This window comes from Halomonas sp. AOP30-A1-24 (genome assembly GCF_052378165.1).
GTDB lineage: Bacteria > Pseudomonadota > Gammaproteobacteria > Pseudomonadales > Halomonadaceae > Vreelandella > Vreelandella citrativorans.
The window spans coordinates 215,393-240,458 of record NZ_JBQSXL010000001.1 but is presented as its reverse complement, the minus strand read 5'-3'; the positions used below and the strand labels follow the sequence as shown (position 1 = coordinate 240,458).

Sequence of the window (25,066 nt, the reverse complement as noted above, 5' to 3'; positions counted from 1 at the left end):
TTTGCGTGTAAGAAAAGTAGAACCCATCACTATTCAATAGATTTTCTTTCCTAATCCTAAAAAGCTACCAGTATCGGCAGGCGTGAAAGCATTTACGTGCATGAGCGCCTAGATGGGGGGAGGTTACGCAGTTAACCGTTAACAAGCGTGGTGCGGTTGAGGCTAAAAGCCCATTCATTACGGCATGACCGGTGCTGCCGTTGGCCCTGGCAATTGGAGCGGTATAACGTTCGGGTAACTGAGCCAGTAATAAAAAGGTAGGCTTTTATTGAAGTTGTAGAAGGGATACTTGTCTAAAGGGAATAACTAAGCGGATGCGTTGATCCTTCCTGACTGCGCGCTATTACGCCCATCAGGTTTATAGAGTGTTTTTTCCGCAATTCGGCGTATATAGTCCAGCATTTCCTGATTGTGCTTCATGCGTACCGACAGCATCTGGCCGGTTAGTTCGTTCATGCGCGCAACACGCTCGCTCTTTTCGAGTAGCGTTTCCCAGGCCGTTTGACAGCCAGCATCACGAGCAGCCAAACGTGCCCCGTTGGCGTTGTCTTCATAGCCAAGTCGCTTTTGAACATTGCGGCGTAGCGTTTCAATGCGCTCTATATCGGCCAGCAGCGCTTGTTTACCTTCTGCTGTATCGGCAAGCGCTTTTCCGTCAATGTCACCCTGCGTTAAGAGTGTTTGCTCACTCGATAATAGCGCCACTAGCTCATCAATACGCTGCTGCTGGTCGGAAAGCAAACGGGCAAGGCTCATAATACGCTACCTTATAACTCTGAAAGATTGGCAATCAAGCCATCTGCAATACGGTCAGCCCGCATTTCGAGGCGGCCCTCACGAATGGCATCGCGAATCTCTTGAACTTTTACCATATCGATATCCTGCGTATCATCGAAATGAGAATGGCTAAGCTGAGTAGATTCACGCGTTTGACCGGCGACTTCAGCCGCCTTGGGCCCGCCCATCTTTTGTGTTTCATCACGTTGCTGCGCTTGGTTCGAGCGTAACAATGAATTGAGGTTATCAATGTTCACGTTGTATGCCTTATGGTCAACGTCTGTGTATTCGGCGTCAGTGATAACAACTATCGGCCCTGGTGGTTAAAACTTTAGACCAGATCTAAAAATCCACCACTAAAATGCCTTGTTCATTAATTCGTGCCGTTACTATTTCACGGGTATCAAAGCGCACGCGAACCTGGTCTCCTACCCCTCCGCTTTCCAGCACTTCTCCCTCGCGTGAAACGCGAAAAGCATTGCCTTGAGCGATGACCATAACCCGCTGACCGCGCTCAACAACTGAAGGCGTTTGTAAGAAGTGCGTTAAAAAGGTACTGCCACTTCGAATCTGCCGCTGAGCAACCTTGCCAACAATTTCTTCTTCATTGGTTAGGGCTTGCGACGACAGCTTCCCCAAATTGCCACTTTGCTCAACGAGCATATCAGGGGTAATCAGTGTGCCACGATTAATATCGTGCTGCGCCACCCAGTAGTTGCCAATAACATCAATTTGGGCCTGTAAATAGCGCACTTGCTGATGTGTTTCACCGCAGCGAACGCCTACCGAAACACGCCCTAAAGGTGATTGACCCGCATTGGGCAAAAAAGGTTCCGGCTGAACGCAGGGCGGTAAGTGAGGAGAAGGGGGGCGCACGTCGATGACCACCTCCTCTCCTAGAGGCTGCGTTTGTTGATACAAGAACTGATGCACTTCCTGCATGAGCGCATCGTCTGCCTGTGCGCTTGAGAAACACGCCAAACAGACCACCAGTGAAAAATAGCGCGTGAACACTGCTGAGAAGCAACGTTTTATGTGCAGCGGATGTGACATGGCGGGGCAGCTCAGCAGGCGGGGGATAACGAGATTTAGTCAGTAAGTGTAGCGAAAAAGAAGTAGATGAAACAGACGAAATGCTGGTGTAAACGCTAGCTGTTCCATGCTTTGGGCTGACAGCCGTAAGCGTATTCTTCACCATCGATAAATTTAATTTTTTTGCCTCCCGGCGAGCGAGGGCGCGGCATGCTTGATCAACTAGAATCTGCCTTTAACTACCACCAGCAGGCATTAGGCTTGCGTCAATCGCGTCATGAAGTGCTGGCCGCTAATATTGCGAATGCCGACACGCCAAATTATAAGGCGCGGGACATTGATTTTGCCAACGAGCTTAAAAAAGCCGTTGACGGTGGCGTTTCACAACAGGGCAGCCAAGGGGGGTTAACGCTCGCTCGGACGTCTGGGCAGCATTTAGCCGGTGCCGGGCCTGCTTGGCAAGGCGCCGGTAATGCGGCGTTACTGTACCGAATTCCTTCCCAGCCGAGTCTGGACGGCAATACGGTTGAGATGGATCGCGAGCGTACTCAGTTTGCTGATAATGCCGTGCGTTACCAAGCGGCGCTTACGATCATGAATCGCCGTATCCAGGGTCTAAAAAACGCAATGCAGCCTGAGTAGGCCAGCAAACTGCGTAGGAGATAAATGATGTCGATGTTTTCAGCGTTTGATGTTGCTGGCTCTGCCATGAGTGCTCAATCCCAGCGAATGAACGTCACCGCCAGCAATATGGCCAACGCCGATAGTATTGCCGGGCCTGATGGTGAAACATACCGCGCGAAACACGTGATGTTTGAAGCGCAGGCACAAAACACCCGTTTTGGTATTGGTGGCGTGAGAGTCTCCGACATTGTGGAAGACGACTCACCGCTGCGTCTGGAATACATGCCCAATCATCCCGCAGCTGATGAAGAGGGCTATGTGGCCAAGCCCAATGTAGAGCCTGTGCATGAAATGGTGAATATGATTTCCGCGTCCCGCTCTTATCAGGCGAACGTAGAGGTATTCAATACCACAAAACAGATGATGATGCAGACGCTGTCACTGGGTGAGGGGTAATCATGAGTAGTATCGATACGAGTGTTGTTAATAGTATTAACAGCGGTGGCTCTAACGGTCTATCGGCTCGCCAGTCAGACGAGCTTCGCAATAGCTTTATGACTCTGCTGATCACCCAGCTGCAGAACCAGGACCCGCTAAATCCGATGGAAAACGCGGAAATGACGTCCCAGCTGGCGCAAATCAACACGGTAAGTGGCATTGAAGAGCTGAATAGCACACTTGAAGGCATTACCAGCCAAATGGATGCCAATCAGGCGTTACAGGCGAGCGGTCTAATTGGTAAAGGCATCATGGTGCCCGGTAAGGATGTGTTGCTGGAGCAAGATAACGAAGGGAAATTGTATACAACACCCTTTGGGATAGAGTTGGCAGAACCAGCGAAGAGCGTTAAGGCGACGATTGTTGGTGAAGGTGGTCAAGTCATCAAAACTTACGACGATCTAGGCCCTCTAGATGCCGGCGTTCACTCATTTGATTGGCCTGGATTGAGTGACCAAGGGGCAGCCGCTGCCAGTGGTCGGTATTCGATTCAACTAGAGGCGGCCGACGCTGAAGGTGAAAGAGTTGAATCCACAGCCTTGCAGTATGCGGTGGTCAACCGCGTGACGCCTAACGACGGTAGTGGAAGCGTGCGGCTGGATTTAGGCGCTATTTATGGCCAAATCAGCCTGAATGACGTTAAACAAATTCTTTGACTATTCGCTAAACAATATCTTTTTCAGGGGAACATCATGAGCTTTTCACAAGCACTTAGTGGTCTGAACGCTCAGCGTGAGAAATTAGGCGCTATCGGTAACAACATTGCTAACTCGCAGACAGTCGGTTTTAAAAGTTCAAATGTACAATTTGCCGACGTATTTGCTGAATCACGCATAGGGCTTGGTGTACGCACATCTGCCGTATTGCAAGATTTTACCCAAGGCAATGTTGAGTCTTCATCACGTAATATGGACTTGGCCATTTCAGGGGAAGGATTCTTCCGCTTTCAGCAGCCCAATGGTGAAGTGGGTTACTCACGTAACGGCCAACTAACCATGACGGCGGACGGACGTTTAGTAAATGCCCAAGGCGCGCAAATCATGGGGTACGCAGCAGACGCTGAAGGCAATGTACAGGCAGGTGGCGCTGTGCAAGCATTGGCAGTAGATGCGGGGAACTTGGCTGCTAATGCGACTACTTCTGCATCTACCTCTCTTAATTTGGATTCACGAGTGCAGGCCGGTACTGGACTACAGCAAGTACAAGTAACTACTGATTTGATGAACCCTGATAATCCAACGAGCCAAGAAGACCTGAGCTATAACTTTAGCTCTAACTTTACCGTCTATGACTCATTGGGTAATCCAAGAAATATGACAGTTTATTACGAAAAGCGCCCAGAAGCTGAAAATAGCTGGTTGGGAAAAGTAGTAATGGATGGGTACTACAGTACGAACTCGGATCCTGTTGGCTTGGCCGCAGGCAGTGTGGTTGAGGGAGTTGTTGATGCTCAAGAAGTTGTTAAAGACTCGTACGATAACCTGCTAAGTAGCATGTCCGATGTTCAAACTGGTTTGCAAAGTTTGCAAACAGCCATTGAAAATGCCGCTACCACAGCAAATACTAATGGGGCTACTCAAGAGCAGGTTATTGCAGCTGTAAACAGTGCCGCACAGAGTTTTGCCTCAAGCGCAGGTTTTTCTCTGAGTGAGGTTTTGGATAAATACCTAAATGGTCAGCAAGTAACACCTGGGGCTAATGCTGTCTACGCAGCTTACATTGCTGAAGTTCAAGCGCAGATGGATGGCGCTACCGACGCAGATGGCGTTGTTACTGCAGCAACATCTATTGATCCATTAAATGACCCTTCAACAGTTGGAGCATTTAATAACTTCATTGCAACTCGTCAAACAGCGATTGTAGGTGAAGCGCCTGTGCAGTTGGCTTCTGCAGTTCAGAGTGCAACCGACCTTATTGTTAATGCAGCTACAGGCGGTGATATCGCTGCTCAAAATAACGCAGCTCAAGCGACAGATTTGGAGGCAGACGCAAATACTATTGCGGAGATCCAAGCAGTTGCAAACAATCTCGCACAACAAGCTTTAGTTGGTGTTAATGATCCGGACGTTGCTGACGCTGTGAATAACGTAATAGCCGCTACAGCATCCGCAACAGGATCAATTTCGGCAGTCGTGCAAGCTGCACAAGCTGCAGATCCGGGAGAAGCTTTTGAGGCCTATGGTGTTAACGATTTTGTTATTGAATTTAATCAAAACGGTACCTTAAAGCGAGTAGGGCAGCCGCAGCTGGCTGACGGTGGTGGTGTAGAGTACGTAGATGTAGCCAATAACCGCCCAAATATTAATTATGCCAGCGACCCTTCTACTCCACTTGGGGGAGCAACTGAAGCGCTTAGCTTTGATATAAACCTGGCGGGTAGCACTCAGTCTGGTAATGCCTCGGTAGCCAATGATGTATCTCAAGATGGGTATGCATCCGGCTCTTTAGTTGGCGTTACTATCCAGGATGATGGCACCATTATGCGCAATTACTCTAATGAGCAATCGCTTGCTGCGGGCCAAGTAGCTATGGCGAGTTTTCGTAATCCAGAAGGGTTGAAGCCAGGCGGCGATAACCTTTGGACGGCCACAGCCTCCTCTGGTCAGGAACTGGTGGGCGCTCCAGGGACAGGAATGCGAGGCTTAATACAAGCTGGCGCCACTGAAGCCTCCAACGTTGATATGGCCCAGGAACTGGTGAGTATGATTGTCGCTCAGCGCGCCTATCAAGCCAACTCACAAACCATCAGCACCCAGGATGAGCTCCTGCAAACCATTATTAACCTTTAATAATGGGCTTTTCGTGTAAGGAGTAAATCACTTGGATCGGATGCTATATACCGCCATGAGCGGTGCTAAAAACGCCATGGATCAGCAGTCGGTGGTCAGCAATAACCTAGCGAACGTGACCACCACCGGCTTTCGTGGGCAGCTTCAGGCGGCGCGCTCGGTGCCTGTGCAAGGCGAAGCGTTCTTGGCAACGCGTACGTCTGTCATGACCACTACGCCAGGAAGTGATTTTTCACAAGGCCCGGTTGAGTTTACCGGGCGTGCACTGGATATCGCGATGCAGGGTGATGCCTGGATGGCGGTGTTAGCCGATGACGGTACGGAAACCTACACACGCCGTGGCGACCTGCAACTGGATAGTGATGGCGTCCTGCTAAACGTAGGGCGTCCAGTGATGGGCGATGGTGGTCCTATTGCGGTGCCTCAAGGAGCGCAGGTATCCATCGGCGCTGACGGCACGATCAGCGCTATTCCTGAAGGCGAGGGCCCAGAAGCGCTCGTTGATGTTGGCCGGATCAAATTGGTAACGCCTGACGAGCAGGCTCTGACACGCGGTGACGATGGCTTATTTCGTGCTCCGCTCAATGACGAGGGAGCACCTGGTGTGCTGCCAGCAAACGAGGATGCTCGTTTGGTCAGCGGTGCGCTTGAAGGCAGTAATGTCAGCGCGGTGGATGCCATGGTCGCGATGATTGATGTCGCGCGACGTTACGATATGCAAATGAAAGTGCTCAGCACCGTTGATGAGAATGCTCAGCGGGCCAACAGCATGCTCTCTATTCAGGGCTGATAGCAGCCGCCTAACAAGGGAACACGAACACTCATGATTACTTCTTTGTGGACTGCTAAAACCGGGCTTGAGTCTCAGCAAACGAAATTGGATGTTATATCCAATAACCTGGCCAACGTGAGTACCAATGGCTTTAAGCGTTCGCGCCCCGTGTTTGAAGACTTGCTGTACCAAAATATGCGTCAGCCAGGTGCACAGAACAATATCCAGGACCGACTGCCTTCAGGTATGCAGGTCGGTACCGGCGTTCGCGCCGTGGCCACCGAGCGTTTACATACTCAAGGTGGCCTGGAGCAAACCGAAAACTCGCGTGACCTTGCTATCAACGGCGAAGGTTTTTTCCAAGTGCTGTTGCCTGATGGTACAAGTGGCTATACCCGGGACGGAAGCTTCCAGCTCAACGAAAATGGTCAGATGGTAACGGCGAACGGCTACCCGCTGGAGCCAGCTATTTTTGTGCCGGAAAATGCCTTGGCTGTGACTATCGCTGAAGATGGTACGGTAAGTGTTCGTCAGCCAGGCGTTGCGGTAGACAACGACATTGGCCAAGTTACGCTGACATCGTTTATTAATCCCGCTGGTTTAGAAAGCATAGGTGGAAACCTTTACTTGGAAACCGGTGCCTCCGGTGCTCCCAATGAAAATATACCGGGTATTAACGGTGCCGGGCGCTTGTTCCAAGGCTACGTCGAGACCTCGAACGTGAACGTTGTGGAAGAGATGGTTAGCATGATCCAAACCCAGCGCGCGTATGAGATTAACAGCAAAGCCGTATCTACCAGCGATGAAATGTTGGCACGTTTGAGCCAGCTATAAAGAGCGCGTTGAGGTTTATTGAACCATGCGGGATTTTTACCATGTTAGCCGTCGGCTAAGCGTTATTGCTTTGCTGTTTTTTACCTTACTGGCGGCCGGCTGTGCCCAGATACCCCGCGCCTCAGTAGTGGGTGAACAAGAGCAGATTGAAATTGTGGATCGCCCACCGCCTATTCCCAATGGCTCAATTTACCAAGCCCGGCAAGGCTATCAGCCGCTGTTTGAAGACCGTCGACCAAGAGCAATGGGGGATATCCTCACCATCGTGTTGGATGAGCAGGTAAGCGCCAGCAAAAATGCGCGTACCAATGCGTCGCGTAACGGCAGCGCATCGCTGGATCTTGCCCAGTTGCCTGATGTACTCGACACCCTGGCTGAATATGGTTTCGATATTGCCGGGGCCAGCGATTTTAACGGCGGCGGCGGTGCGCAAGCGAACAACTCGTTTACCGGCACTATTACCGTCTCGGTTTTAGAAGTCATGAATAACGGTAACTTGCGCGTTAGGGGCGAAAAGCAGATCGGTATTAACCAAGGGACCGAGTTCATACGTTTTTCAGGCGTCGTGAATCCACGCACGATTACCACCCAGAATACGGTGCCCTCCACGCAAGTAGCGGATGCGCGCATAGAGTATGTGGGGGATGGCTATATTAATGAAGCTCAGCACATGGGATGGCTGCAACGCTTTTTCTTGAATATTTCGCCCTTCTAATGGTACCTGGAATGGCTAAACAACTTAGTGGCCTAGAGTGATCGTCATGCAGCTAAACGGTTTTCGATTAATTAAAATGCGGCTGGCGCAACTGGGTGCTCTGCTACTTATGTGCCTACTTGCTTTACCCGTTTATGCCGAGCGCGTGATTGAGTTAGCCAGCTTTGCAGGCGTGCGCGATAACCAATTGGTGGGTTATGGTTTGGTGGTCGGGCTGGATAGCACGGGTGACCAAACAACCCAGGCCCCCTTTACCAGCCAAAGCCTCTCCAACATGCTGTCTCAGCTTGGCGTGACTATTCCGCCGGGCACTAATATGCAGCTACGTAACGTAGCGGCGGTAATGGTGACCGCAGATCTACCGCCTTTTTCGCGTCCAGGTCAGCGTGTGGATATTGTGGTTTCATCTATTGCCAACGCGCGTAGCTTACGCGGGGGGACGCTATTGATGACACCGTTAAAAGGTGCGGATGGCGATACCTATGCGATTGCTCAAGGCAATATGCTGGTAGGCGGTGCGGGTGCCCAGGCAGGCGGTAGCAGCGTACAGGTTAACCAGCAAGCAGCGGGCCGCATCCCCGGCGGCGCACTGGTTGAACGTGAAGTAGCACTTAACCTGGGCGGCAATGGCGGGATGCTGGAGCTGCAGTTAAATGAATCAGACTTCGGTACCGTGCAGCGTATGGTGACCGCGATTAATAACGAATTTGGCCAATCGGTGGCCTATGCCCGTAATGGACGTGTCATTGCGCTGGATGGCCCTGTCGACGCTAACGCGCGGGTCAACTTTATGGCACGCGTAGAGAACGTTCAGATAACGCCCACTGAAGCGCCGGCCAGAGTGGTATTGAATTCGCGTACTGGTTCCGTGGTAATGAACAGTGCCGTGACGTTACGCCAGGCAGCGGTCGCCCATGGCAGCTTATCAATCACTATCGATAGAAACCTGGGTGTGAGCCAGCCAGGCCCGTTTAGCCAGGGCCAAACCGTTGTGGTGCCGGATACGGATATCGATATTGAGCAGCAGGAAGCGTATCTACAAATCGTAGAGGGTGCTCAGCTTACAGACGTGGTTAATGCGCTGAATGCCTTGGGGGCGACACCTCAGGATTTGATGACGATTCTTGAGGCGCTAAAAGCGTCTGGGTCGCTGCGTGCCGAGCTGGAGGTGATTTAATGAGCGTCTCTAATGATATGGCCGGCCAGTTTGCGTTAGACGTTCAGGGGTTTCAGCGATTGCAGCATACGGCACGCATCGACCCGGAAGCGGGGGTAGACTCAGCCGCCCAACAGTTTGAAGCGCTCTTTGTACATATGATGATGAAGAGCATGCGTGACGCTATTCCCTCTTCAGATCTGATGAGTAGCACGACGACGGATACCTATCAGCAGATGCTGGACCAGCAGTGGTCGCAGGTCATTGCATCCAAAGGAATAGGCCTGGCAGATGTACTGGTCGAGCAGCTTCAGCGCCAGGGTGTGGTGGGCGAAGAACATGTAGCTGATCAAGAATTACAAGCGCTCATTGCCGGTATTCCACGCGGCACTCCACGTGTGCTGGATGGCGCCATACAGCCGCAAGGAGAGCACCCTTCTAACTCTCCGGGAAGCGGTCGCTTTCTGTCAGAATTGGATGCGATACGCAAGCGTGCTGACGTTGGTGAGCAGACATCACTTGGCATGTCTGGCGCTAATAACAACGCGCCAGAGCATGTGCAGCGCTTTCTCGATAAATTGGCGGTTCCCGCGCAAGCTGCCAGTAAAGCAAGCGGTGTTCCCGCCGAGTTGATATTAGCCCAGGCAGCCTTGGAAACCGGCTGGGGGCAGCATGAAATAGCCACCCGTCAGGGAGGCAACAGCCATAACCTGTTCGGGATTAAAGCGGGTAGCCATTGGCAGGGTAAAACCACCGATATTGTGACGCATGAATATATTAACGGGCGCCGCACACAGGTGGTTGATACGTTCCGTGTCTATGATTCATTTGAGCATTCGCTTACTGATTATGCCAACCTGATCGGCAAAAATTCGCGTTACGCAGCGGTGGTGCAGGCGCCCAATGCCGAGCAAGCCGCGCATGCGTTGCAGCGAGGCGGCTATGCCACAGACCCACGCTACGCCCAAAAGCTGATAGCCGTTATGAATACCATGGGGTCGCTAACAACAGAGAGCACCTACCTGGCGGATTCGCGCTAGGTAGGGCTCAAGTTTTTTAGGGTGCTGCCGATATATTAGGTATCGGCCTAAGGATATCAACCATGAGCATGTTTTCTGTTGGCTTAAGCGGCCTTAATGCTGCCCAGAATGCCTTAAACACCACCAGTAATAACATCAGCAATGTTTACACGCCGGGCTACAACCGTGAACTCACTCAGCTGGGTGAGGGCAATGTAGGCGGTGGTGTGAAAGTGGATGCCATTGAGCGACAGTTTAATACCTACGTCGCTAATCAGCTTAATAGCGCGAAGACACAATCGAGTGCGCTTGAGACCTATAACAATCAGGTCTCGCAAATCGATAACCTGCTGGCCGACCGAGCCGCTGGTTTGGCGCCGCTGATGCAGGGCTTCTTTTCTTCGCTTGAAGACCTGGCAAGCTCGCCGTCTGACCCGGCCGCTCGTCAAGGGGTGCTTGGAACAGCAAGCACATTAAGTGCTCAGTTTCGATCCTTTGATGGCTATCTGCAGGATATGCAGAGCAATATTAATAGCCAAATCAAGGATGAAGTTACCCAAATTAATAACTCGCTTGAGCAGATTGCGGGGCTGAATAAAGAAATTTCTCTGGCGCGTGCGCGTACGGGGGATGCGCCTAATAGCCTGCTTAACCAGCGCGATCATCTGGTTTCTGAGCTTAACGAGCGAATGGATCTGCGCCTGAATATTCAGGACGGTAAAACCTATAACATTAGCCTTCCCAACGGCCAGCCGCTCGTGACGGGTACAGACTCCTTTAAACTCGAGGCTGTACAGGCTGACAACGACCCACAACGCACCATCGTTGGCTATCGCGATGGTAGTGGTAACGTTGTAAAGTTAAATGAGTCAACGATAAAAGGCGGTACGCTGGGCGGACTAATGGCGTTTCGTTCCGAGACGTTGGATAAAACGCAGAACCAGATTGGTCAGCTGGCTGTTTCGCTCTCGGTTGCTTTTAACGATCAGCATAAAAAGGGTGTGGACCTGGATGGCGAATTGGGTGGGGACTTCTTTGAACTAAGTAAGCCGCTAGGATACAGCTATAAAGGCAATGCCTCTGAAATAGCATCCGTTGAATTCGATACGGATAATATTGATGAGCTACGCGCTACAGACTACACCATCAGTTATCGCAATGACGCGTTTAGCGTGACACGTAATGACAGTGGTGACGAGGTGGACTTCACATTGGATGGCGGAGTACTGTCCTTTGGTGGCGTTAATGTTGCCTTTGAGAGTACGCCACAGAATGGCGATAAGTTCGAAATTCAGCCTGTTCGTCGCGCCGGCCAGGATATGAAGGTGGCGATTACGGACGGGGATAAAATAGCCGCAGGTGATGCAGGCTTAGACGGTGAAGAAGGCAGTTCTCTTACTTCATTTAAACACTCGGGTGATTTAGCCGTTGATGACCTGAAGATGTCGCCAGGGGCGTTCTCTAACCATAAAGAGTATACGTTAACGCTGGATTCAGAGGGTGCGCTAAAGGTAGAGCCAGCGGGGGCAACGGTCCGCGTTGATGGTCAGCCGTTTGATGTGGATAGCGGTGAATTAGAGGAAGGCCAAGCGGTTGAAATTGATGGGATGAGCTTTACACTTTCCTCACGTCCTGCTGATGGTGAAACGGCGACGTTAACGGTTGCTCAAAACATTATCGCGGCCTCGGCTGATAACCGTAACGCATTAGCTTTGCAAAAGTTGCAGAGTGAGGCAGTGGTAGGAGGTTCAGCTTCCGTGAGTTCCGGCTACGCCTCCATTGTGAGCGATGTCGGTAACCGCGCTAATATTACCCAGGTTAACCTGGACGCGCGTCAAGGACTCACCGATCAGCTGCGTGCGGTGCAGCAGTCTGAGTCTGGTGTAAACCTGGACGAAGAGGCTGCCAATCTGATTCGCTACCAGCAGTACTATATGGCCAACGCACGTGTTATTGATACGGCTGGCTCGATTATGGACACTATCTTGAACCTGCGCGGTTAATCCAGGAGTCTAGGCTATGCGTATTAGCAGCGTAACGATGTTTGAGCAAAGCACGGCCTCCATGAATCGCCAGCAAAGTGATTTCTTAAAGGTGAGTCAGCAACTCGCCAGTGGTCGTCGGGTAGTCAACCCCTCGGATGACCCGCAGGCGGCCTCACGTGCGGTGGGCGTTGATCAGTCAATCTCTATTACTGAGCAATACGCTGATTCGCGTGTCTCGGCTCGCAACTCAGTAGCACAAACAGAGAGTATCCTCAATAGCGTGAGCGATGCGGTAATCCGCGCAAAAGAGCTGCTCATCCAAGCCTCTAGCGATACGCTTAGCGATGTGGACCGTGAGTCGGTTACCAGTGAATTAAAAGGCGTTTACGAAACGCTCATCGGTCAGGCAAATGCGACCGATGGTAGTGGACGTTATCTATTTGGCGGTTACAAGGATAATGCGCCTCCGTTTGCTAAAAATGCAGAAGGCAGCGTTGAATATAATGGTGATGCGAATAGCCGCGAGCAGCAGGTTGATTCATCTCGGTTAATGCCGGTGACTGAAAATGGTAAAACCATTTTCCAAAGTGTGCCAAGCAGTGCTAGCTATGTGGCAAAAGCAGCGCCAGAAAATGACGGCAATGTGACCTTTTCGGGCCCTAATGTTAAAGATGTCACTGATGATAATTATGGGGAAGCATTCACCGTCGAATTCAGTGTCGATGGTGGTAGCGGTGATATTACGTATAGGGTAACCGGGCCTGATGGTGACATTACTCCCGATGGTCAAACCGCACCTGGTCCGTTTGCTTATACGGGCGATGGGCAGCAGCTATCGTTTGGCGGCATCAGCATTACCCTTACCGGGGAACCGGCAGACGGCGACGAAATTTCCATGGCCCGCCCAGGAACTCCAGAGCAGCCTGCAGATCTCTTTAAGACCCTGGAAGCGGCGATTGGCGTGCTTGAAAATCCCGCACAAACGGATACCGAAAAAGCGGCTATGCGTAACACCTTAAATAGCTCGATGCGCGAACTGGATAACGCATTGGATAACGTGCTGACCGTGCGTGCCTCTGCAGGCGCACGTCTTAATGAGTTGGACGTTATTGATGCGGTGGGCAGTAACCGCATGATGAACTATACGCAAACGCTGTCGGATCTAGTAGATCTGGATTATGTGGAGGCTATTTCCGAGTATAGCCTGCGCCAAGTGGGCATGCAGGCCGCGCAGAAGACGTTTGTCGATGTGAAGGGGTTATCACTGTTTAACTATATGTAAAAACAGATAAGAGCATGATATTAGCCCTGTCACGGTTATTTACCGTAACAGGGCTTTTTAGTTTAAAGGAGCCATCGCCTCTATCAGATTTTGCATCATTCCCAGCCCTTGGCTAAAGAGGGCCTGTAGAAAACGGTCAATACGCGTCATTAAGACCATCAAGAGCGTTAGCCCGACGGTGAGTGAGGTGGGAAAGCCAATATTGAACACGGTGAGCTGTGGGGCAGAGCGATTAAGAATACCGAGACATAGGTTGATAATCAGTAACGCGCCCACAACGGGTAGTGCTAGCAGCATACCTGCGGCGAAAATAGTGCCTGCGTAGCGGGCCAGAAGATCGAAGGCCCCCGGGTTCAAACCGGCTATCCCGATGGGCAGTGTCTCAAAACTCATGATCAGCGTTTCAAGTACCATTAGGTGGCCGTTAAATGCTAAAAACATGAGCAATGTGATCATATATAAAATGCGTGATAGCACCATAATGTTGGTGCCACTAGAAGCATCAAAGAACGTGGCAAACGCGAGCCCCATTTGTAAGCCAATATACTCACCTGCCGCCTGAACAACCGCAAATATAATATGCATGACCAGCCCTATGGCTAGTCCGATCACTATTTGCTCTACCATGATCCCTATGCCTGCCCAGGACATAATGGCGACGTTCGGCATGGCTGGGAGAATCGGTGCAATCACAATGGTCACTAACGCGGCGATTCCCACTTTTGCCTGGTTAGGGATGCTGGAATGTCCCCACAGCGGGGAAACGGCCATAAATGCTGTAATGCGCGCAAAGGGCCATAAAAAGGCTATCAACCAGCCTTGCAACTGAGCAAAGGTGATTTCCACCATGGCACTACATCACCATGTTGGGAATGTTAGTAAACAGTCGTGTCGTAAAATCCGTAATCAAGCTAATCAACCACGGGCCCGCCAAAACCAGAACGGCAAACACCGCCAGGATTTTAGGGATAAAGGTGAGCGTCATTTCGTTAATTTGCGTGGCCGCTTGAAAAAGGCTAACAAGTAAACCGGTAAAAAGCGCCGCCAGCAGTATGGGGCCTGCTAGAAATAGTGTGACGCGCATGCCTTGATACGCCATGCTCATTACCACCTCAGGGGTCATGCTTGCTCCTTGCCGCTGGCGCGGCACCTAGGTAACGTAAAAGCTTTGGGCGAGTGAGCCAACGATTAACTGCCAACCGTCAACCAGTATAAAAAGCATTAATTTGAACGGTAATGAAATTGTCACGGGCGGCACCATCATCATTCCCAACGCCATTAACGTGCTGGCGACCACCAGGTCGATAATCAAAAAGGGAATGAAAATAGTAAAACCGATTTGAAAGGCAGTTTTAAGCTCGCTGGTGACAAAGGCAGGCAATAACACGCGCATGGGGAGCTCTTCAGGACCTTGCAAAGGTCCTACGTCTGCCAAGCGGACGAATAGGGCTAAATCAGGCTCCCGCGTTTGGGCAAGCATAAACTCACGAAACGGTAGCTGGGCACGCAGCAAAAACTCTTCAAAATTAATCGTCTCGTTCGATAGAGGCTGCCAGGCTGTGTCATACACCTGAGAAAGAACGGGTGACATGATAAAAAAGGTTAGGAACAGCGCGATACCCAGCAGCACCTGGTTGGGTGGTGTTGCCTGCGTGCCCATCGCGGTTCGCAGCAGGCTCAGCACAATAATGATCCGTGTAAAGCTGGTCATCATCAGTAGCATCGCTGGCAGGAACGCCAGCGAGCTTAAAAGCAGCAGTGTTTGAAGCGATAGCGACCACTGCTGACCGCCATCCTCAAGCGGTTGAGAGATAATGCCTGGCAATTGTTGTGCATGCACGGGGTTAGTCAACATACAAAGTGCGACAGCAACGCCAAACAGCAGCCAAAGCTGCCAGTAGGACCTAACGGAGTGCATCCTATGCCTCATGGTGTTTGATGTGGGTCGGTATCGGAGCCTTTACGCCGACGCTTTGCCAGCGCCTGAGAAAGCCGTTGTGCAAAAGGCGGCGAATCAGAACGAGGGGAAGGAGCAGGTCTGTCGTCAGGTGCCGGGCGCTCATGCAGCTTGGTGACTCGGCCATTGCCTACTCCAAGAACCAGCCACGTGTCTTCAATTTCGACGACGACGACGCGCTCGCGATTGCCGACCGCCGTGCTCGTAATGACGCGTAGGTGGGCTCCCAGTTGCGGGCGAGCATTCTGCCAGCGCTTTAAGAGCGCTGTGCAGAGTAGAATCATGACTATAACCAATGCCAAGGCAGCGGCGGTTTTACCGAACATGGCCATGCCGATAAACGCATCACCGCTGCTGCCTAGCGCATCGATAGTTCTATCTTGCAATGGAGAGGTGTCAGCACTCATCGGTTAAGCTTGTGAATGCGCTCAGAGGGTGTGATGATTTCGGTAATACGAATACCGTATTTGTCTTCGATAACAACGACTTCACCCTGCGCGATCAAGTAGCCGTTAATGAGAATATCCATCGGCTCGCCTGCCAAGCCTTCGAGCTCAATCACTGACCCTTGGGCAAGCTCAAGCAGTTGCTTGATCGTAAGCTTCGTCCGGCCAAGTTCCACGGTCAGTTTTACCGGGATATCCATGACCATTTCAAGATCGCGTGTCTGCTTGCTTTCGTCAGCGGGACTTAGCGGCCTAAATATTTCATCGCTGGCGGGTTTCGCGGCTGAAGTGTCTGGCGCTGCATCCTCAGGGGTTGGGGCCTCCTCCTCGGCGGCTTCTTGTTCAGCCATTGCGGCTGCCCAAGGATCTTCCTCGCTGGCCGTATCGGCAGTGTTTGTCGTCTCCTCTTGTTCAGCCATTGCGGCTGCCCAAGGATCTTCCTCGCTAGCCGTATCGGCAGCGTTTGGCGTCTCTTCTTGCTCAGACATGGCGTCCGCCCAATCGTCATCGGAGACATTTTGATCGGGTTTATTAGGATCAGTCATGCTTTGGATTCCTTGGCTTGCTGTCGCTTCGAACCTTTAATAAAGTCCAGTGACGATACGTTATTCATAGCGGCATGGTCGATCATATGGAGAACGCGCAGCGCATGCTGCTGGCGCTGGCTACCATACTCGCACTCCATGACCGGGACTCCATCAACACGAGCGGTAATCGTATCGGGAATATCCAGCGGCAATACATCGCCTTTCTTTAGCCCCATTACCTGTGCAATACGGCTAGGTATTTGAGCAAACTCTGCCACCAGCTCTACTTCTGATTGGCGTATCTCGCTGGCCATGCGTCGGGACCAGGTGCCGTCATGGTCCTGATTACTGTCGTTAATAGGATTGGCGAGCAGATCCCGCAGAGGCTCAATCATGGCGTAGGGCATGCAAATCTGGAAATTACTTGAGAGATTGCCCACTTCAATATTGAACTTGGTGTTGACGACAATTTCGTTCGGTGAATTGGTGATATTAGCAAACTTGGCCTGGACTTCAGAGCGCACAAAATTAACGTCGACCGGATACACGACCTTCCATGCTTCCTGGTAGGCATCAATTGCCAAGTTCAGAAGACGGTAAATAATACGCTGTTCTGTATTGGTAAATTCACGGCCGTCTGATTTGGTAACAAAACGGCCATCGCCACCAAACAGATTGTCTACCACCATAAAAACAAGGTTAGGTGGGAAAACCACCAATGCCGAGCCACGCAATGGCTTCATTGCTACCAGGTTTAAGTTGGTAGGTACCGGCACGTTACGCGAAAACTCGCTAAAGCTTTGGTAACGGACGGACTCCACCGTGATGTCAGCGCTACGCCGAATCAAGTTAAACAAGCCATTTCGGAAATAGCGGGCAAATCGCTCATTAATAAAGTCGAATGCATGTAAGCGCTCACGGATGACCCTATGTTGTGTTGAAGGGTCATAAGGGCGAATGCGCGTCTCGCTAGCTGGCTGCGAAGAGGAGGGCGATGGTTCTTCATCACCACTGACGCCTTTTAGTAAGGCATCAATTTCTTCCTGGGACAGTAGATCGTCCTGCGACATGAACGGCTCCAGTGCCCGGGTTATTGCACAATAAATTCAGTAAACAGCACTTCGCGTAGATCAAGCGGCGGCTGATTTTCCGTCAGGGGTACGCCAAGGCGACTGATAATCGCTTGTGCTAGCTGCTCCTTACCTTCTGTGGAGGTAAGTTCACTGGCTTGCTTGCCTGAGAGTAAAATCAGCAGACGGCTACGCACTTGAGGCATGTGCTCTTCGATAATCGCTTTGCTCTCTTCATTGCCAACACGCAGCGTAATTCCTGTATACAAGAGGCGAGAACCATAGCGATCATCTGCAAGGTTGACCGTAAAAGGATCAATTCGCGTAAATACAGGCGTTTCACGCTCTGCTGGTAGCTGTGATTCGCCATCAGCACTCTGTTCATTACGCTGGTCAAGCACCATATAAATGGCTGCTGCTGCCCCTGCTGAGGAAAGGAGCACCAGAACAATCATTATCCAGAGCAGTTTTTTGGATCCGCCACTTTTTTCAGCCATTAGTCGTTCCGTTCCCATAATCGCCACACACCACTGATTACGCATTATGCCTAATATGGCGGGCGGTGATGAAATGAACAGGCTCGCTTGGCGAGCCTATCTTTTGGTTTTGCGCACCTGGGCGCGTGAGTCGCTACTCGTACAACGAATATTTAAGCGTAAAGATCAACCCGCCCATCAAGGGGGTGTGAAATATTCTCCGCAACGGGCGCTAGCGTGTCCTGATCACTGTCCGTTACGCTACTGCCCACCTGCGCACCAGCGTTATTGCCTTTTTCAGCAAAGGCCTGTTCATTGGAATTATGCTGCTCGCCAACGGAGGTTTCGCCTAACGAAATACCCTGCTCTGCTAGTGCTTCACGAAGCTGAGGAATCGCTTGTTCAACCACTTGGCGAACCTGCATGTGCGACGATAAGAAGTGTGCTTGTGTCCCTTGCTCACTGACTTTCAAGGTAATTGACAGTGGCCCAAGCTCAGCAGGATGTAGTTGCATCTTAATCTGTTGCTCGCCTCCGCGCTGAGCGAACTGAACCAACTGCTGGCCAAGCTGTGAAGACCAGGCAGGACTGCTGACTGGTGTTCCCAGCGAAGCGTGTGAAGATGGCATCGACGAGGACGCTGCTACAGGGGCATTACCGGCGGAGGCTGAGTTCGGGAACCCAGCAGCGGTTGGTTGGCCACCACGTAAAAGCGGTTCAAGCTCGTCTGGCGTTGCCAGCGGCGCTGAGGGCGTCAATGGGCCAATTTTTGTCAAAACATCCTGGCTGTTGGCAACGGTTGGTTGGCCGTTAGCGGTGCCCAGCTTTGTCGCAATAGCGTTGGTTGTAGAAAGAGTGCTTGAGGCATCGTGACGATAGGCGCCACTGCTCAACGGTTGGCTCTGCGGCCCTTTGTGAGTAGCTAATGCCCCAGTACTGCTTTGTGTCGTAGCGGTAAGCATGACACTTAACGCGCTAACAAGCTGACCCGCTTCCTCTTCGCTAAGATGCGAGAGTAATTCAATGGCGTTGTCTGAGTGCTCTAACGCCATACCCGGCTGGGGGTCTATGCCGAGTGCACTGAGCAATTCAGCGGTCTGCTCTTGGCTCAGGTCGAGCTGTTGGAGCAGTGCCTCAAGCTCGGGCGCTACCCCTTGAAGCGCTTCAGCCGGCTCGGCTGGTTCTGCAAAGGAAGCAAGCAGGTTCATGCGAGCAGCAATTTCATCAAGAAACGTTAATGGCTCGCTGTTGGGCGGATCAATCGCTAGCTCTGGCGTTAACATATCGCTCGTTGCGACCTCATCAAGAGGCGTTAATGACTCGCTGTTTAATGGATCAACCGGCTGCTGTGACGCTAACGTGTCGCTTGCTGCGAGTGATAACCTGGCCTGTAATGAGGCAAGCTGTTTTTGAACCTGTGCTGGCGTTTGGCTGTCTACTTCCGTAGCACGTAATGGCGCATTAGTTGATGGCAAAGTAGCTGCTTGAGATAACGCTTGGCGAAAAAGATCCGGCGTATTTACAGACGCAGAGAGAGGCGAGCTGGCCATTGAGGCAGAACCCTGATTCTGTGCACCTGACAGCAATAGCTGTATGTTCATTTATCGTTCCTCAGTGCCACTAATGCGGTTTTTCATTGTGCTGGCGAGCCAGGCGGCTGGTCACCAAGTCATCATTGGTTTTTTGCTCATGGCGTTCAAGACGACGGTGCTCTTCTGATAGCCGACGGGTAGTCAGTGTATCGTAGGAAGAGAGCTTGCGCTGCTCTTGTTGCCAGTGCTGTTGACTCTGTTGAACGCGCTGCTGTTGAGCGATTAACGCTTGGCGAGCACGACTTAACGCAGCGTCAAGTGAGGCCAGAAACTGCTGATAGTTGTACATGGTAGCGGGGTCAATACCTTCACGCATGGCCTTTTGCAAACGCTCGGCATACTCCGTGCGATACTGGCTAAGCGACTGCAACTGAGCGGCCGTCTGCTGCTCGGTTTGTCGCTCATGTGCAAGCAATTGACCTGCCTGGTCGCGAGCATCCTTGGCTAAACCCGTTAACATTTCTAGCTGTGAATGGCTCATGTTCGACCTCCCACTACGGTATGCAGTGCCTGGCGTGAATCCTCAAGCGTGGCACACTCGCTAATGTTTTGTTGAAGAAAGCGCTCAAGCGCGGGAAAAAGGTTCACCGCTTCGTCAAGCCTTGCGTCGTGGCCTGGGCTATAAGCACCGACGCTAATCAAATCCCGATTACGCTGATAGCGAGAAAACATTTGCTTAAAAGCGCGGGCTTCCTGCAGTTGTTCCGGTGTGGCAATTGCCGTCATCGCACGGCTAATGGAGGCTTCAATATCAATAGCCGGGTAGTGGCCCGCTTCAGCAAGGCTGCGAGATAGCACAATATGGCCATCCAGAATTGCTCGAGCAGAGTCGGCAATCGGGTCCTGCTGATCATCACCTTCGGTAAGCACGGTATAAAATGCGGTAATGGATCCGCCGCCACGCTCAGCATTGCCTGCCCGTTCAACAAGGCCTGGTAGCTTGGCAAATACGGAGGGTGGATACCCTTTGGTTGCTGGTGGCTCACCAATGGCGAGGGCGATTTCACGCTGGGCCATAGCATAACGAGTTAACGAATCCATAATCAGCAACACATTGCGCCCAGCATCGCGAAACCCTTCGGCCAGCCGTGTCGCATAAGCGGCCCCCTGGAGGCGCTGCAGCGGCGAGGTGTCGGCTGGCGCAGCGACGACTACAGAACGACGTCGGCCCTCCGGCCCTAGAATGTGATCAATAAAATCTTGTACTTCTCGACCACGTTCACCAATTAAGCCCACCACGATAACATCGGCTTGGGTATAGCGAGCCATCATGCCCAGTAGCACCGATTTACCGACACCGGAGCCTGCAAACAGGCCCATTCGCTGGCCTCTACCGACACTTAAAAGCGCATTGATGGCACGAATGCCAACATCAATCTGGTCTTCAATCGGCGCGCGGGATAGCGGATTCAGTGGCGCCGAGCTAAGCGTTGCATGGGTTACTTCCTCAACGCTTTCACGATCATCCAAAGGGTTGCCGTTGCCGTCTAAAACGCGGCCCAATAATTCATCTCCGATGGGAAAACGGCGTGCGCTGTGCCCGCTTCCATCGCCAAGTGGAGAGACTCTGGCGCCAGGCATCAGCCCGGAAATTTCTTCCAGCGGCATAAGGAAGAGTTTGTCGCCCGCAAAGCCGACCACTTCGGCTTCTGCATGTTTGTCGCTGTCGGTAAGGCGCCCATCAGGGCCAGAAAGCTCTATACGGCAGGCGCTGCCAACGGCTACGCGCAGCCCAACGACCTCAATCACCATGCCGGTCGCGCGTGTTACGCGGCCGCTACTGCGCTGGTGCGGTAAGCGGCTTATCCGCTGCGTGGTGCGGCGTATTGCTTTATGCCAGCGGTGTTGATGAGGACATGTTGAGTCAGACATGCGCGGTCCGCCTATGAAGACGTAGTATTGGGTGAATGACGCTTACGGGCCTGGGACTGGATCGCCTGCCAGCGGCTTTCAAAGGTGGCATCTAATTCACCTTGAGCGCTGGTGACGCGACAGCCACCTCGCGCCAGCTGGTCGTCAGGCTGTAATTTCCAGTTAGCGGCGCTAAGCTCATTACCTAGGTGAGTTTCTACCAGAGTATGGTCTTCAGGGTTTAGCCACAGACGCTGCTGCCCAACCAGCGGTGGCTCCGTATGTAGAAGCTCACGGACAATATTCAGAATTTGTTCGGGTGTTTCTTGCAGGGCTTCCCCAGCTAACTGCTTGCCTGTCGCCAATGACAGCGCCACAAGATCGTGAGCAACGATTTCATCAATACGCTCCAGGGCATCTGCAAACTGTTTAGCCAACGTATGCAAAGGCGTAACCGCTTGATGAATCTGTTCCTGGAGCTCTTCTTTTGCCTGGGCGCGACCCTCTTCCAGACCTTTTGCTAACCCTTCTTCATGACCCTGTTGTAACCCAGCCTGATAGCCCGCCTCTTCAGCCTCCTGGCGAAGACGTTCATAAAGCTCCTCGCGCTCCTGCTGTTCGCGCTGATGTGCCTGTTCGGCTGCTTTTTGTGCAGCCAGCACTTTGCGCTGGTGCGCAGACGGCACCGCAGGCGCCTGGTTGGCCTCTTTGTGTTGCGGGACAAGCTCATCCATTTGCCAGCGTTGCCAGCTACGATGACGGTCAAACTCAGGAGACGACGAATTAGACATATTCGTCATCTCCTCCGGCCAGCACGATCTCACCTGAATCGGCTAAGCGGCGCACCACTTGTAGAATGGCTTTTTGCTCCGTTTCAACTTGTGAAACACGAATGGGTCCGCGTGCTTCCATGTCTTCGCGAACGAGCTCTGAGGCGCGCTGGGACATGTTGCGCAAGAACTTGTCGACCAATGCATCCTGTGCACCTTTGAGCGCCACCACCAGCGAATTGGTTTCGACTTCCTGAAGCACCATTTGGATAGCGCGGTTGTCCAGGTCGAGCAGATTTTCGAACAGAAACATTTCGTCGATAATCTTTTGAGCCAGGTCTTCGTTGTGCGCGCGAACGGTTTCGATGGCTGTCTCTTCCTGAGAAGAGTTCATCAGGTTGAGGATTTCGGCTGCGGTTCTCACGCCGCCCATCTTGCTGCGCTTAAGGTTCTGACCATCCAGCATGCTGGTGAGCACTTCGGTGAGTTCCTGCAGTGCGGCGGGCTGAACACCGCTAAACGTGGCGATCCGCAAGACGACATCGTTACGCAGTTTTTCTTCAAAGTGCTCAAGAATATCTGCCGCTTGATGGCGGTCAAGGTGAACCAGAACCGTCGCGATAATCTGCGGATGCTCATCGCGGATCAGCTCTGCAACCATGGTGGCTTCCATCAGGTTGAGCGCATCAATACCTGAGTTGCCGCCGGTTGTCTCCATGATATCTTCAATCAGGCTGGTCGCGCGTTCGCTACCCAATGCCTTGGTGAGCACAGAACGGATATGTTCGCTGGAGTTAAGATTGAGCGCGACAAACTCTTCTGTCTCTTTGTGGAACGCTTCAAGTACGGCCTTCATATCCTCGTGGGATACTTGATTTAGGCGCGCCATTTCCATACTGATATCTTGTACTTCGCTGGCGCTTAGGTACTTGAACACCTCTGCCGCGCTGTCTTCATCAAGAGCGAGCAGAAGAATGGCGCTTTTGCGAGCGCCGCTCATGTCGGCTAGTTCGCTACTCATTGGCATTCATCCAGCTGCGAATAATCATGGCGATCATGCGTGGGTCATCCTGTGCCATGTCACGCAGGTCATTAAGATTGTGTTCGTATAGCGACGTTTTGCGGTTTCGCTTGGGCTTATTGCTATAGGTGTTGCCTTCCTCATCAAGCGCTTCACCCTCAGCCCCAGCCTCGTCTTCCACATCGCCACCCACGCTGGTCGCAAGCGTTTGTCCTGGAAGGACCGGCGCCACAGCGGGTGTCTGCGTATAACGCTTGATCAAGGGACGTAAAATAAGTAGATAAAGCAATAAGGCAGCAAGCGCGACAAGCAGATAGCGCCCCAGGGTGCTGGCAATCGCGAGTGTGCCGGGGTCTTTCCACCAATCGGTTTCAGCCGCATCCTCGCGGGTATCGGCAAAGGGTGAATTCACCACTTCAATTTGATCCCCGCGCACTTCAGAGAAGCCCATTGCCTGGCGTACCAGGCGCTCGATTTGGGCAACCTCAATGTCCGTTAGCGCGACGCGCTCAAGTTCACCTTCGGCATTAACGGTGTCGCGGTAATTAACTACGACGGCCGCAGAAAGCCGCTGAATTTGCCCCAGCCGATGCTGTACATGCTCAACGCTGCGGTCGACTTCATAATTGACCACATCTTCCTGACGCAGACTACGCAGTGCTTCAGGCGGAACGTCATCAGCTTCTTCCTCGTCACCCTCTGCACCTTCTGGCTGGTTAATGGGAGAAGGGGCTGTGCCGGGCGGCGTATTGCTGAGTGCCCCAGGAATGCCGCTTGCCAAGGGGTCGTCACCGTCAAAGGAGAAGCTCAACTGGCGGCTGCGTACGGCCGCTTCATTGGGCGGCTGGTTCGGGCCATAGCGCTCGGAGGTTTGTTCTCGGCTTGAGAAGTCGATTTGTGCGGCGACCTGAGCGCGCACATTGGCCTGGCCCAGGATAGGCGTAAGAATATGCTCGATGCGCTGCTGATAAGAGCGCTCTACTTCCGCGATATACTCAAGCTGGGAGCCGTCAAGATCATTACCTTTCGAGGAATTAGCTGACAGAAGGCGGCCATTTTGATCAACAACCGTGACATCCTCTGCGGCAAGCTCGGGAACACTGCTGGATACCATATGGATAATGGCGCTTACCTGCCCCTCGCCCAGCACGCGGCCGGGTAGCAGCGTCAATATAACGGAGGCCTTGGCCGGTTCGCGGTCACGAATAAACACGGATGGCTTGGCCAGCGAAAGGTGAACGCGAGCCCGCTCAACAGGCCCTAGCGACTCAATTGAGCGGGCCAGCTCACCCTCCAGGCCGCGCTGGTAATTAACCTGTTCAGCAAACTGACTAATACCAAACGCCTGGGTATCCATTAACTCAAGGCCGAGATTGCCGCCCCGAGGCAGCCCTTGCTCGGCAAGCTGCAACCTCAGTGTATATATCTGATCACTTGGTACCAGCAGAGCTTGGCCGCCTTGGCTAAACTGATAGGGCACGGAGCGGCTATCAAGCTCTGCAATAATTTGACCACCATCCGCCTCGGTAAGATTGCTGTATAAAACGCGGTACTCGGGGCTGCTTGCCCACATGAACAGTGCGGCGACAAGAGCAATAGAGGCTGCTCCTGCAATTAGCAGCACTACCAGCGGGCTACCACGTAACTGTTTTAACAGGCGCTCAACCATAGGACTGCTTTTTACATCGCTGTCTGTTGGACCATTGCGGAGAGTGCTTTGTGTCGTGCTGTTTTGACGGCCTGCCGTTGCACCGGTTTCACTCATGCATCCCTCCAAAGGGGTAAGCAAAACAGATGCCGGCCCAGGCGCATCACCAAAGAAGGCATAGGCTATATCCGTCAATCGCGGTTATCCGCCTGGAGGAAAAGGCGG

The 25,066-nt window shown here is 52.3% G+C and carries 27 protein-coding genes; 11 read left to right on the top strand and 16 right to left on the bottom strand.

Going from position 1 to position 25,066, the window contains the following annotated elements; translation table 11 throughout:
- Positions 1–306 precede the first annotated feature (306 nt).
- The 3 genes from ACT3TJ_RS01180 to flgA all read right to left on the bottom strand — a co-directional run bounded on the left by ACT3TJ_RS01180 (position 307) and on the right by flgA (position 1,830).
- Positions 307–756 carry a flagella synthesis protein FlgN gene (locus ACT3TJ_RS01180; protein WP_193056611.1) on the bottom strand — a complete coding sequence of 150 codons (450 nt, stop codon included), beginning with the start codon at positions 754–756 and terminating at the stop codon, positions 307–309.
- 11 nt (positions 757–767) lie between these two features.
- The gene (flgM, locus tag ACT3TJ_RS01175) at positions 768–1,034 is read right to left on the bottom strand and encodes a flagellar biosynthesis anti-sigma factor FlgM (protein ID WP_192527248.1); all 267 of its coding nucleotides are present in this window, start codon (positions 1,032–1,034) and stop codon (positions 768–770) included.
- Between the two features lie 85 nt (positions 1,035–1,119).
- Positions 1,120–1,830: a flagellar basal body P-ring formation chaperone FlgA gene (gene flgA / locus ACT3TJ_RS01170; protein ID WP_193056610.1), complete on the bottom strand. Its 711-nt coding sequence runs from the start codon at positions 1,828–1,830 to the stop codon at positions 1,120–1,122.
- Between the two features lie 189 nt (positions 1,831–2,019).
- On the opposite strand from flgA, the gene flgB reads away from it, so the two are divergent.
- The 11 genes from flgB (at position 2,020) to flgL (ending at position 13,483) form a co-directional block, all read left to right on the top strand.
- Positions 2,020–2,451: a flagellar basal body rod protein FlgB gene (gene flgB, locus ACT3TJ_RS01165; protein ID WP_087109121.1), complete on the top strand. Its 432-nt coding sequence runs from the start codon at positions 2,020–2,022 to the stop codon at positions 2,449–2,451.
- Positions 2,452–2,478: 27 nt separating this feature from the next.
- Positions 2,479–2,889 (top strand): flagellar basal body rod protein FlgC, encoded by a 411-nt coding sequence (gene flgC, locus ACT3TJ_RS01160; RefSeq protein ID WP_087109119.1) that lies wholly within the window; start codon positions 2,479–2,481, stop codon positions 2,887–2,889.
- 2 nt (positions 2,890–2,891) lie between these two features.
- Entirely contained in the window at positions 2,892–3,587 is a 696-nt protein-coding gene (locus tag ACT3TJ_RS01155) for a flagellar hook assembly protein FlgD (RefSeq protein WP_193056609.1), read from the top strand.
- A 36-nt stretch (positions 3,588–3,623) separates the two neighbouring features.
- A complete protein-coding gene (locus ACT3TJ_RS01150; protein ID WP_193056608.1) occupies positions 3,624–5,720 on the top strand; it encodes a flagellar hook-basal body complex protein in 2,097 nt (698 codons plus the stop codon).
- A gap of 31 nt (positions 5,721–5,751) precedes the next feature.
- Positions 5,752–6,510 (top strand): flagellar basal-body rod protein FlgF, encoded by a 759-nt coding sequence (gene flgF, locus ACT3TJ_RS01145; protein WP_087109113.1) that lies wholly within the window; start codon positions 5,752–5,754, stop codon positions 6,508–6,510.
- Between the two features lie 33 nt (positions 6,511–6,543).
- Positions 6,544–7,326, top strand: a complete 783-nt coding sequence (gene flgG, locus ACT3TJ_RS01140; protein ID WP_087109111.1) for a flagellar basal-body rod protein FlgG — start codon at positions 6,544–6,546, stop codon at positions 7,324–7,326.
- 25 nt (positions 7,327–7,351) lie between these two features.
- Positions 7,352–8,041, top strand: a complete 690-nt coding sequence (locus ACT3TJ_RS01135) for a flagellar basal body L-ring protein FlgH (protein WP_087109109.1) — start codon at positions 7,352–7,354, stop codon at positions 8,039–8,041.
- Between the two features lie 46 nt (positions 8,042–8,087).
- Positions 8,088–9,218, top strand: coding sequence for a flagellar basal body P-ring protein FlgI (locus ACT3TJ_RS01130; RefSeq protein ID WP_193056607.1), 1,131 nt, complete (start codon positions 8,088–8,090; stop codon positions 9,216–9,218).
- A complete protein-coding gene (gene flgJ, locus ACT3TJ_RS01125) occupies positions 9,218–10,237 on the top strand; it encodes a flagellar assembly peptidoglycan hydrolase FlgJ (RefSeq protein ID WP_193056606.1) in 1,020 nt (339 codons plus the stop codon). The genes ACT3TJ_RS01130 and flgJ overlap by 1 nt, the downstream gene beginning before the upstream one ends.
- Before the next feature lie 62 nt (positions 10,238–10,299).
- Positions 10,300–12,219, top strand: a complete 1,920-nt coding sequence (gene flgK, locus ACT3TJ_RS01120) for a flagellar hook-associated protein FlgK (protein WP_193056605.1) — start codon at positions 10,300–10,302, stop codon at positions 12,217–12,219.
- A gap of 16 nt (positions 12,220–12,235) precedes the next feature.
- Positions 12,236–13,483, top strand: a complete 1,248-nt coding sequence (flgL, locus tag ACT3TJ_RS01115; RefSeq protein WP_193056604.1) for a flagellar hook-associated protein FlgL — start codon at positions 12,236–12,238, stop codon at positions 13,481–13,483.
- 57 nt (positions 13,484–13,540) lie between these two features.
- On the opposite strand, the gene fliR is transcribed toward flgL, so the two are convergent.
- The 13 genes from fliR to fliF all read right to left on the bottom strand — a co-directional run bounded on the left by fliR (position 13,541) and on the right by fliF (position 24,958).
- The gene (gene fliR, locus ACT3TJ_RS01110; RefSeq protein ID WP_087109099.1) at positions 13,541–14,332 is read right to left on the bottom strand and encodes a flagellar biosynthetic protein FliR; all 792 of its coding nucleotides are present in this window, start codon (positions 14,330–14,332) and stop codon (positions 13,541–13,543) included.
- A gap of 4 nt (positions 14,333–14,336) precedes the next feature.
- Positions 14,337–14,606, bottom strand: coding sequence for a flagellar biosynthesis protein FliQ (gene fliQ, locus ACT3TJ_RS01105; RefSeq protein ID WP_087109097.1), 270 nt, complete (start codon positions 14,604–14,606; stop codon positions 14,337–14,339).
- 27 nt (positions 14,607–14,633) lie between these two features.
- Positions 14,634–15,401: a flagellar type III secretion system pore protein FliP gene (gene fliP / locus ACT3TJ_RS01100; RefSeq protein ID WP_140398986.1), complete on the bottom strand. Its 768-nt coding sequence runs from the start codon at positions 15,399–15,401 to the stop codon at positions 14,634–14,636.
- An 8-nt stretch (positions 15,402–15,409) separates the two neighbouring features.
- A complete protein-coding gene (gene fliO / locus ACT3TJ_RS01095; protein ID WP_193056603.1) occupies positions 15,410–15,847 on the bottom strand; it encodes a flagellar biosynthetic protein FliO in 438 nt (145 codons plus the stop codon).
- Positions 15,844–16,431, bottom strand: a complete 588-nt coding sequence (fliN, locus tag ACT3TJ_RS01090; protein WP_193056602.1) for a flagellar motor switch protein FliN — start codon at positions 16,429–16,431, stop codon at positions 15,844–15,846. The genes fliO and fliN overlap by 4 nt, the downstream gene beginning before the upstream one ends.
- Positions 16,428–17,483 carry a flagellar motor switch protein FliM gene (gene fliM / locus ACT3TJ_RS01085; protein ID WP_087109091.1) on the bottom strand — a complete coding sequence of 352 codons (1,056 nt, stop codon included), beginning with the start codon at positions 17,481–17,483 and terminating at the stop codon, positions 16,428–16,430. Before fliM ends, fliN begins: the two co-directional genes overlap by 4 nt.
- A 20-nt stretch (positions 17,484–17,503) precedes the next feature.
- Entirely contained in the window at positions 17,504–17,980 is a 477-nt protein-coding gene (fliL, locus tag ACT3TJ_RS01080) for a flagellar basal body-associated protein FliL (RefSeq protein WP_087109089.1), read from the bottom strand.
- A gap of 152 nt (positions 17,981–18,132) precedes the next feature.
- The gene (locus ACT3TJ_RS01075) at positions 18,133–19,560 is read right to left on the bottom strand and encodes a flagellar hook-length control protein FliK (RefSeq protein ID WP_193056601.1); all 1,428 of its coding nucleotides are present in this window, start codon (positions 19,558–19,560) and stop codon (positions 18,133–18,135) included.
- A gap of 19 nt (positions 19,561–19,579) precedes the next feature.
- A complete protein-coding gene (fliJ, locus tag ACT3TJ_RS01070; protein WP_192527266.1) occupies positions 19,580–20,032 on the bottom strand; it encodes a flagellar export protein FliJ in 453 nt (150 codons plus the stop codon).
- Positions 20,029–21,423: a flagellar protein export ATPase FliI gene (fliI, locus tag ACT3TJ_RS01065; RefSeq protein ID WP_193056600.1), complete on the bottom strand. Its 1,395-nt coding sequence runs from the start codon at positions 21,421–21,423 to the stop codon at positions 20,029–20,031. Before fliI ends, fliJ begins: the two co-directional genes overlap by 4 nt.
- Before the next feature lie 11 nt (positions 21,424–21,434).
- Positions 21,435–22,193 (bottom strand): flagellar assembly protein FliH, encoded by a 759-nt coding sequence (gene fliH, locus ACT3TJ_RS01060; protein WP_193053690.1) that lies wholly within the window; start codon positions 22,191–22,193, stop codon positions 21,435–21,437.
- The gene (fliG, locus tag ACT3TJ_RS01055) at positions 22,186–23,193 is read right to left on the bottom strand and encodes a flagellar motor switch protein FliG (protein WP_087109079.1); all 1,008 of its coding nucleotides are present in this window, start codon (positions 23,191–23,193) and stop codon (positions 22,186–22,188) included. The genes fliH and fliG overlap by 8 nt, the downstream gene beginning before the upstream one ends.
- The gene (gene fliF / locus ACT3TJ_RS01050; protein ID WP_193056599.1) at positions 23,186–24,958 is read right to left on the bottom strand and encodes a flagellar basal-body MS-ring/collar protein FliF; all 1,773 of its coding nucleotides are present in this window, start codon (positions 24,956–24,958) and stop codon (positions 23,186–23,188) included. Before fliF ends, fliG begins: the two co-directional genes overlap by 8 nt.
- Between the last annotated feature and the right edge of the window lie 108 nt (positions 24,959–25,066).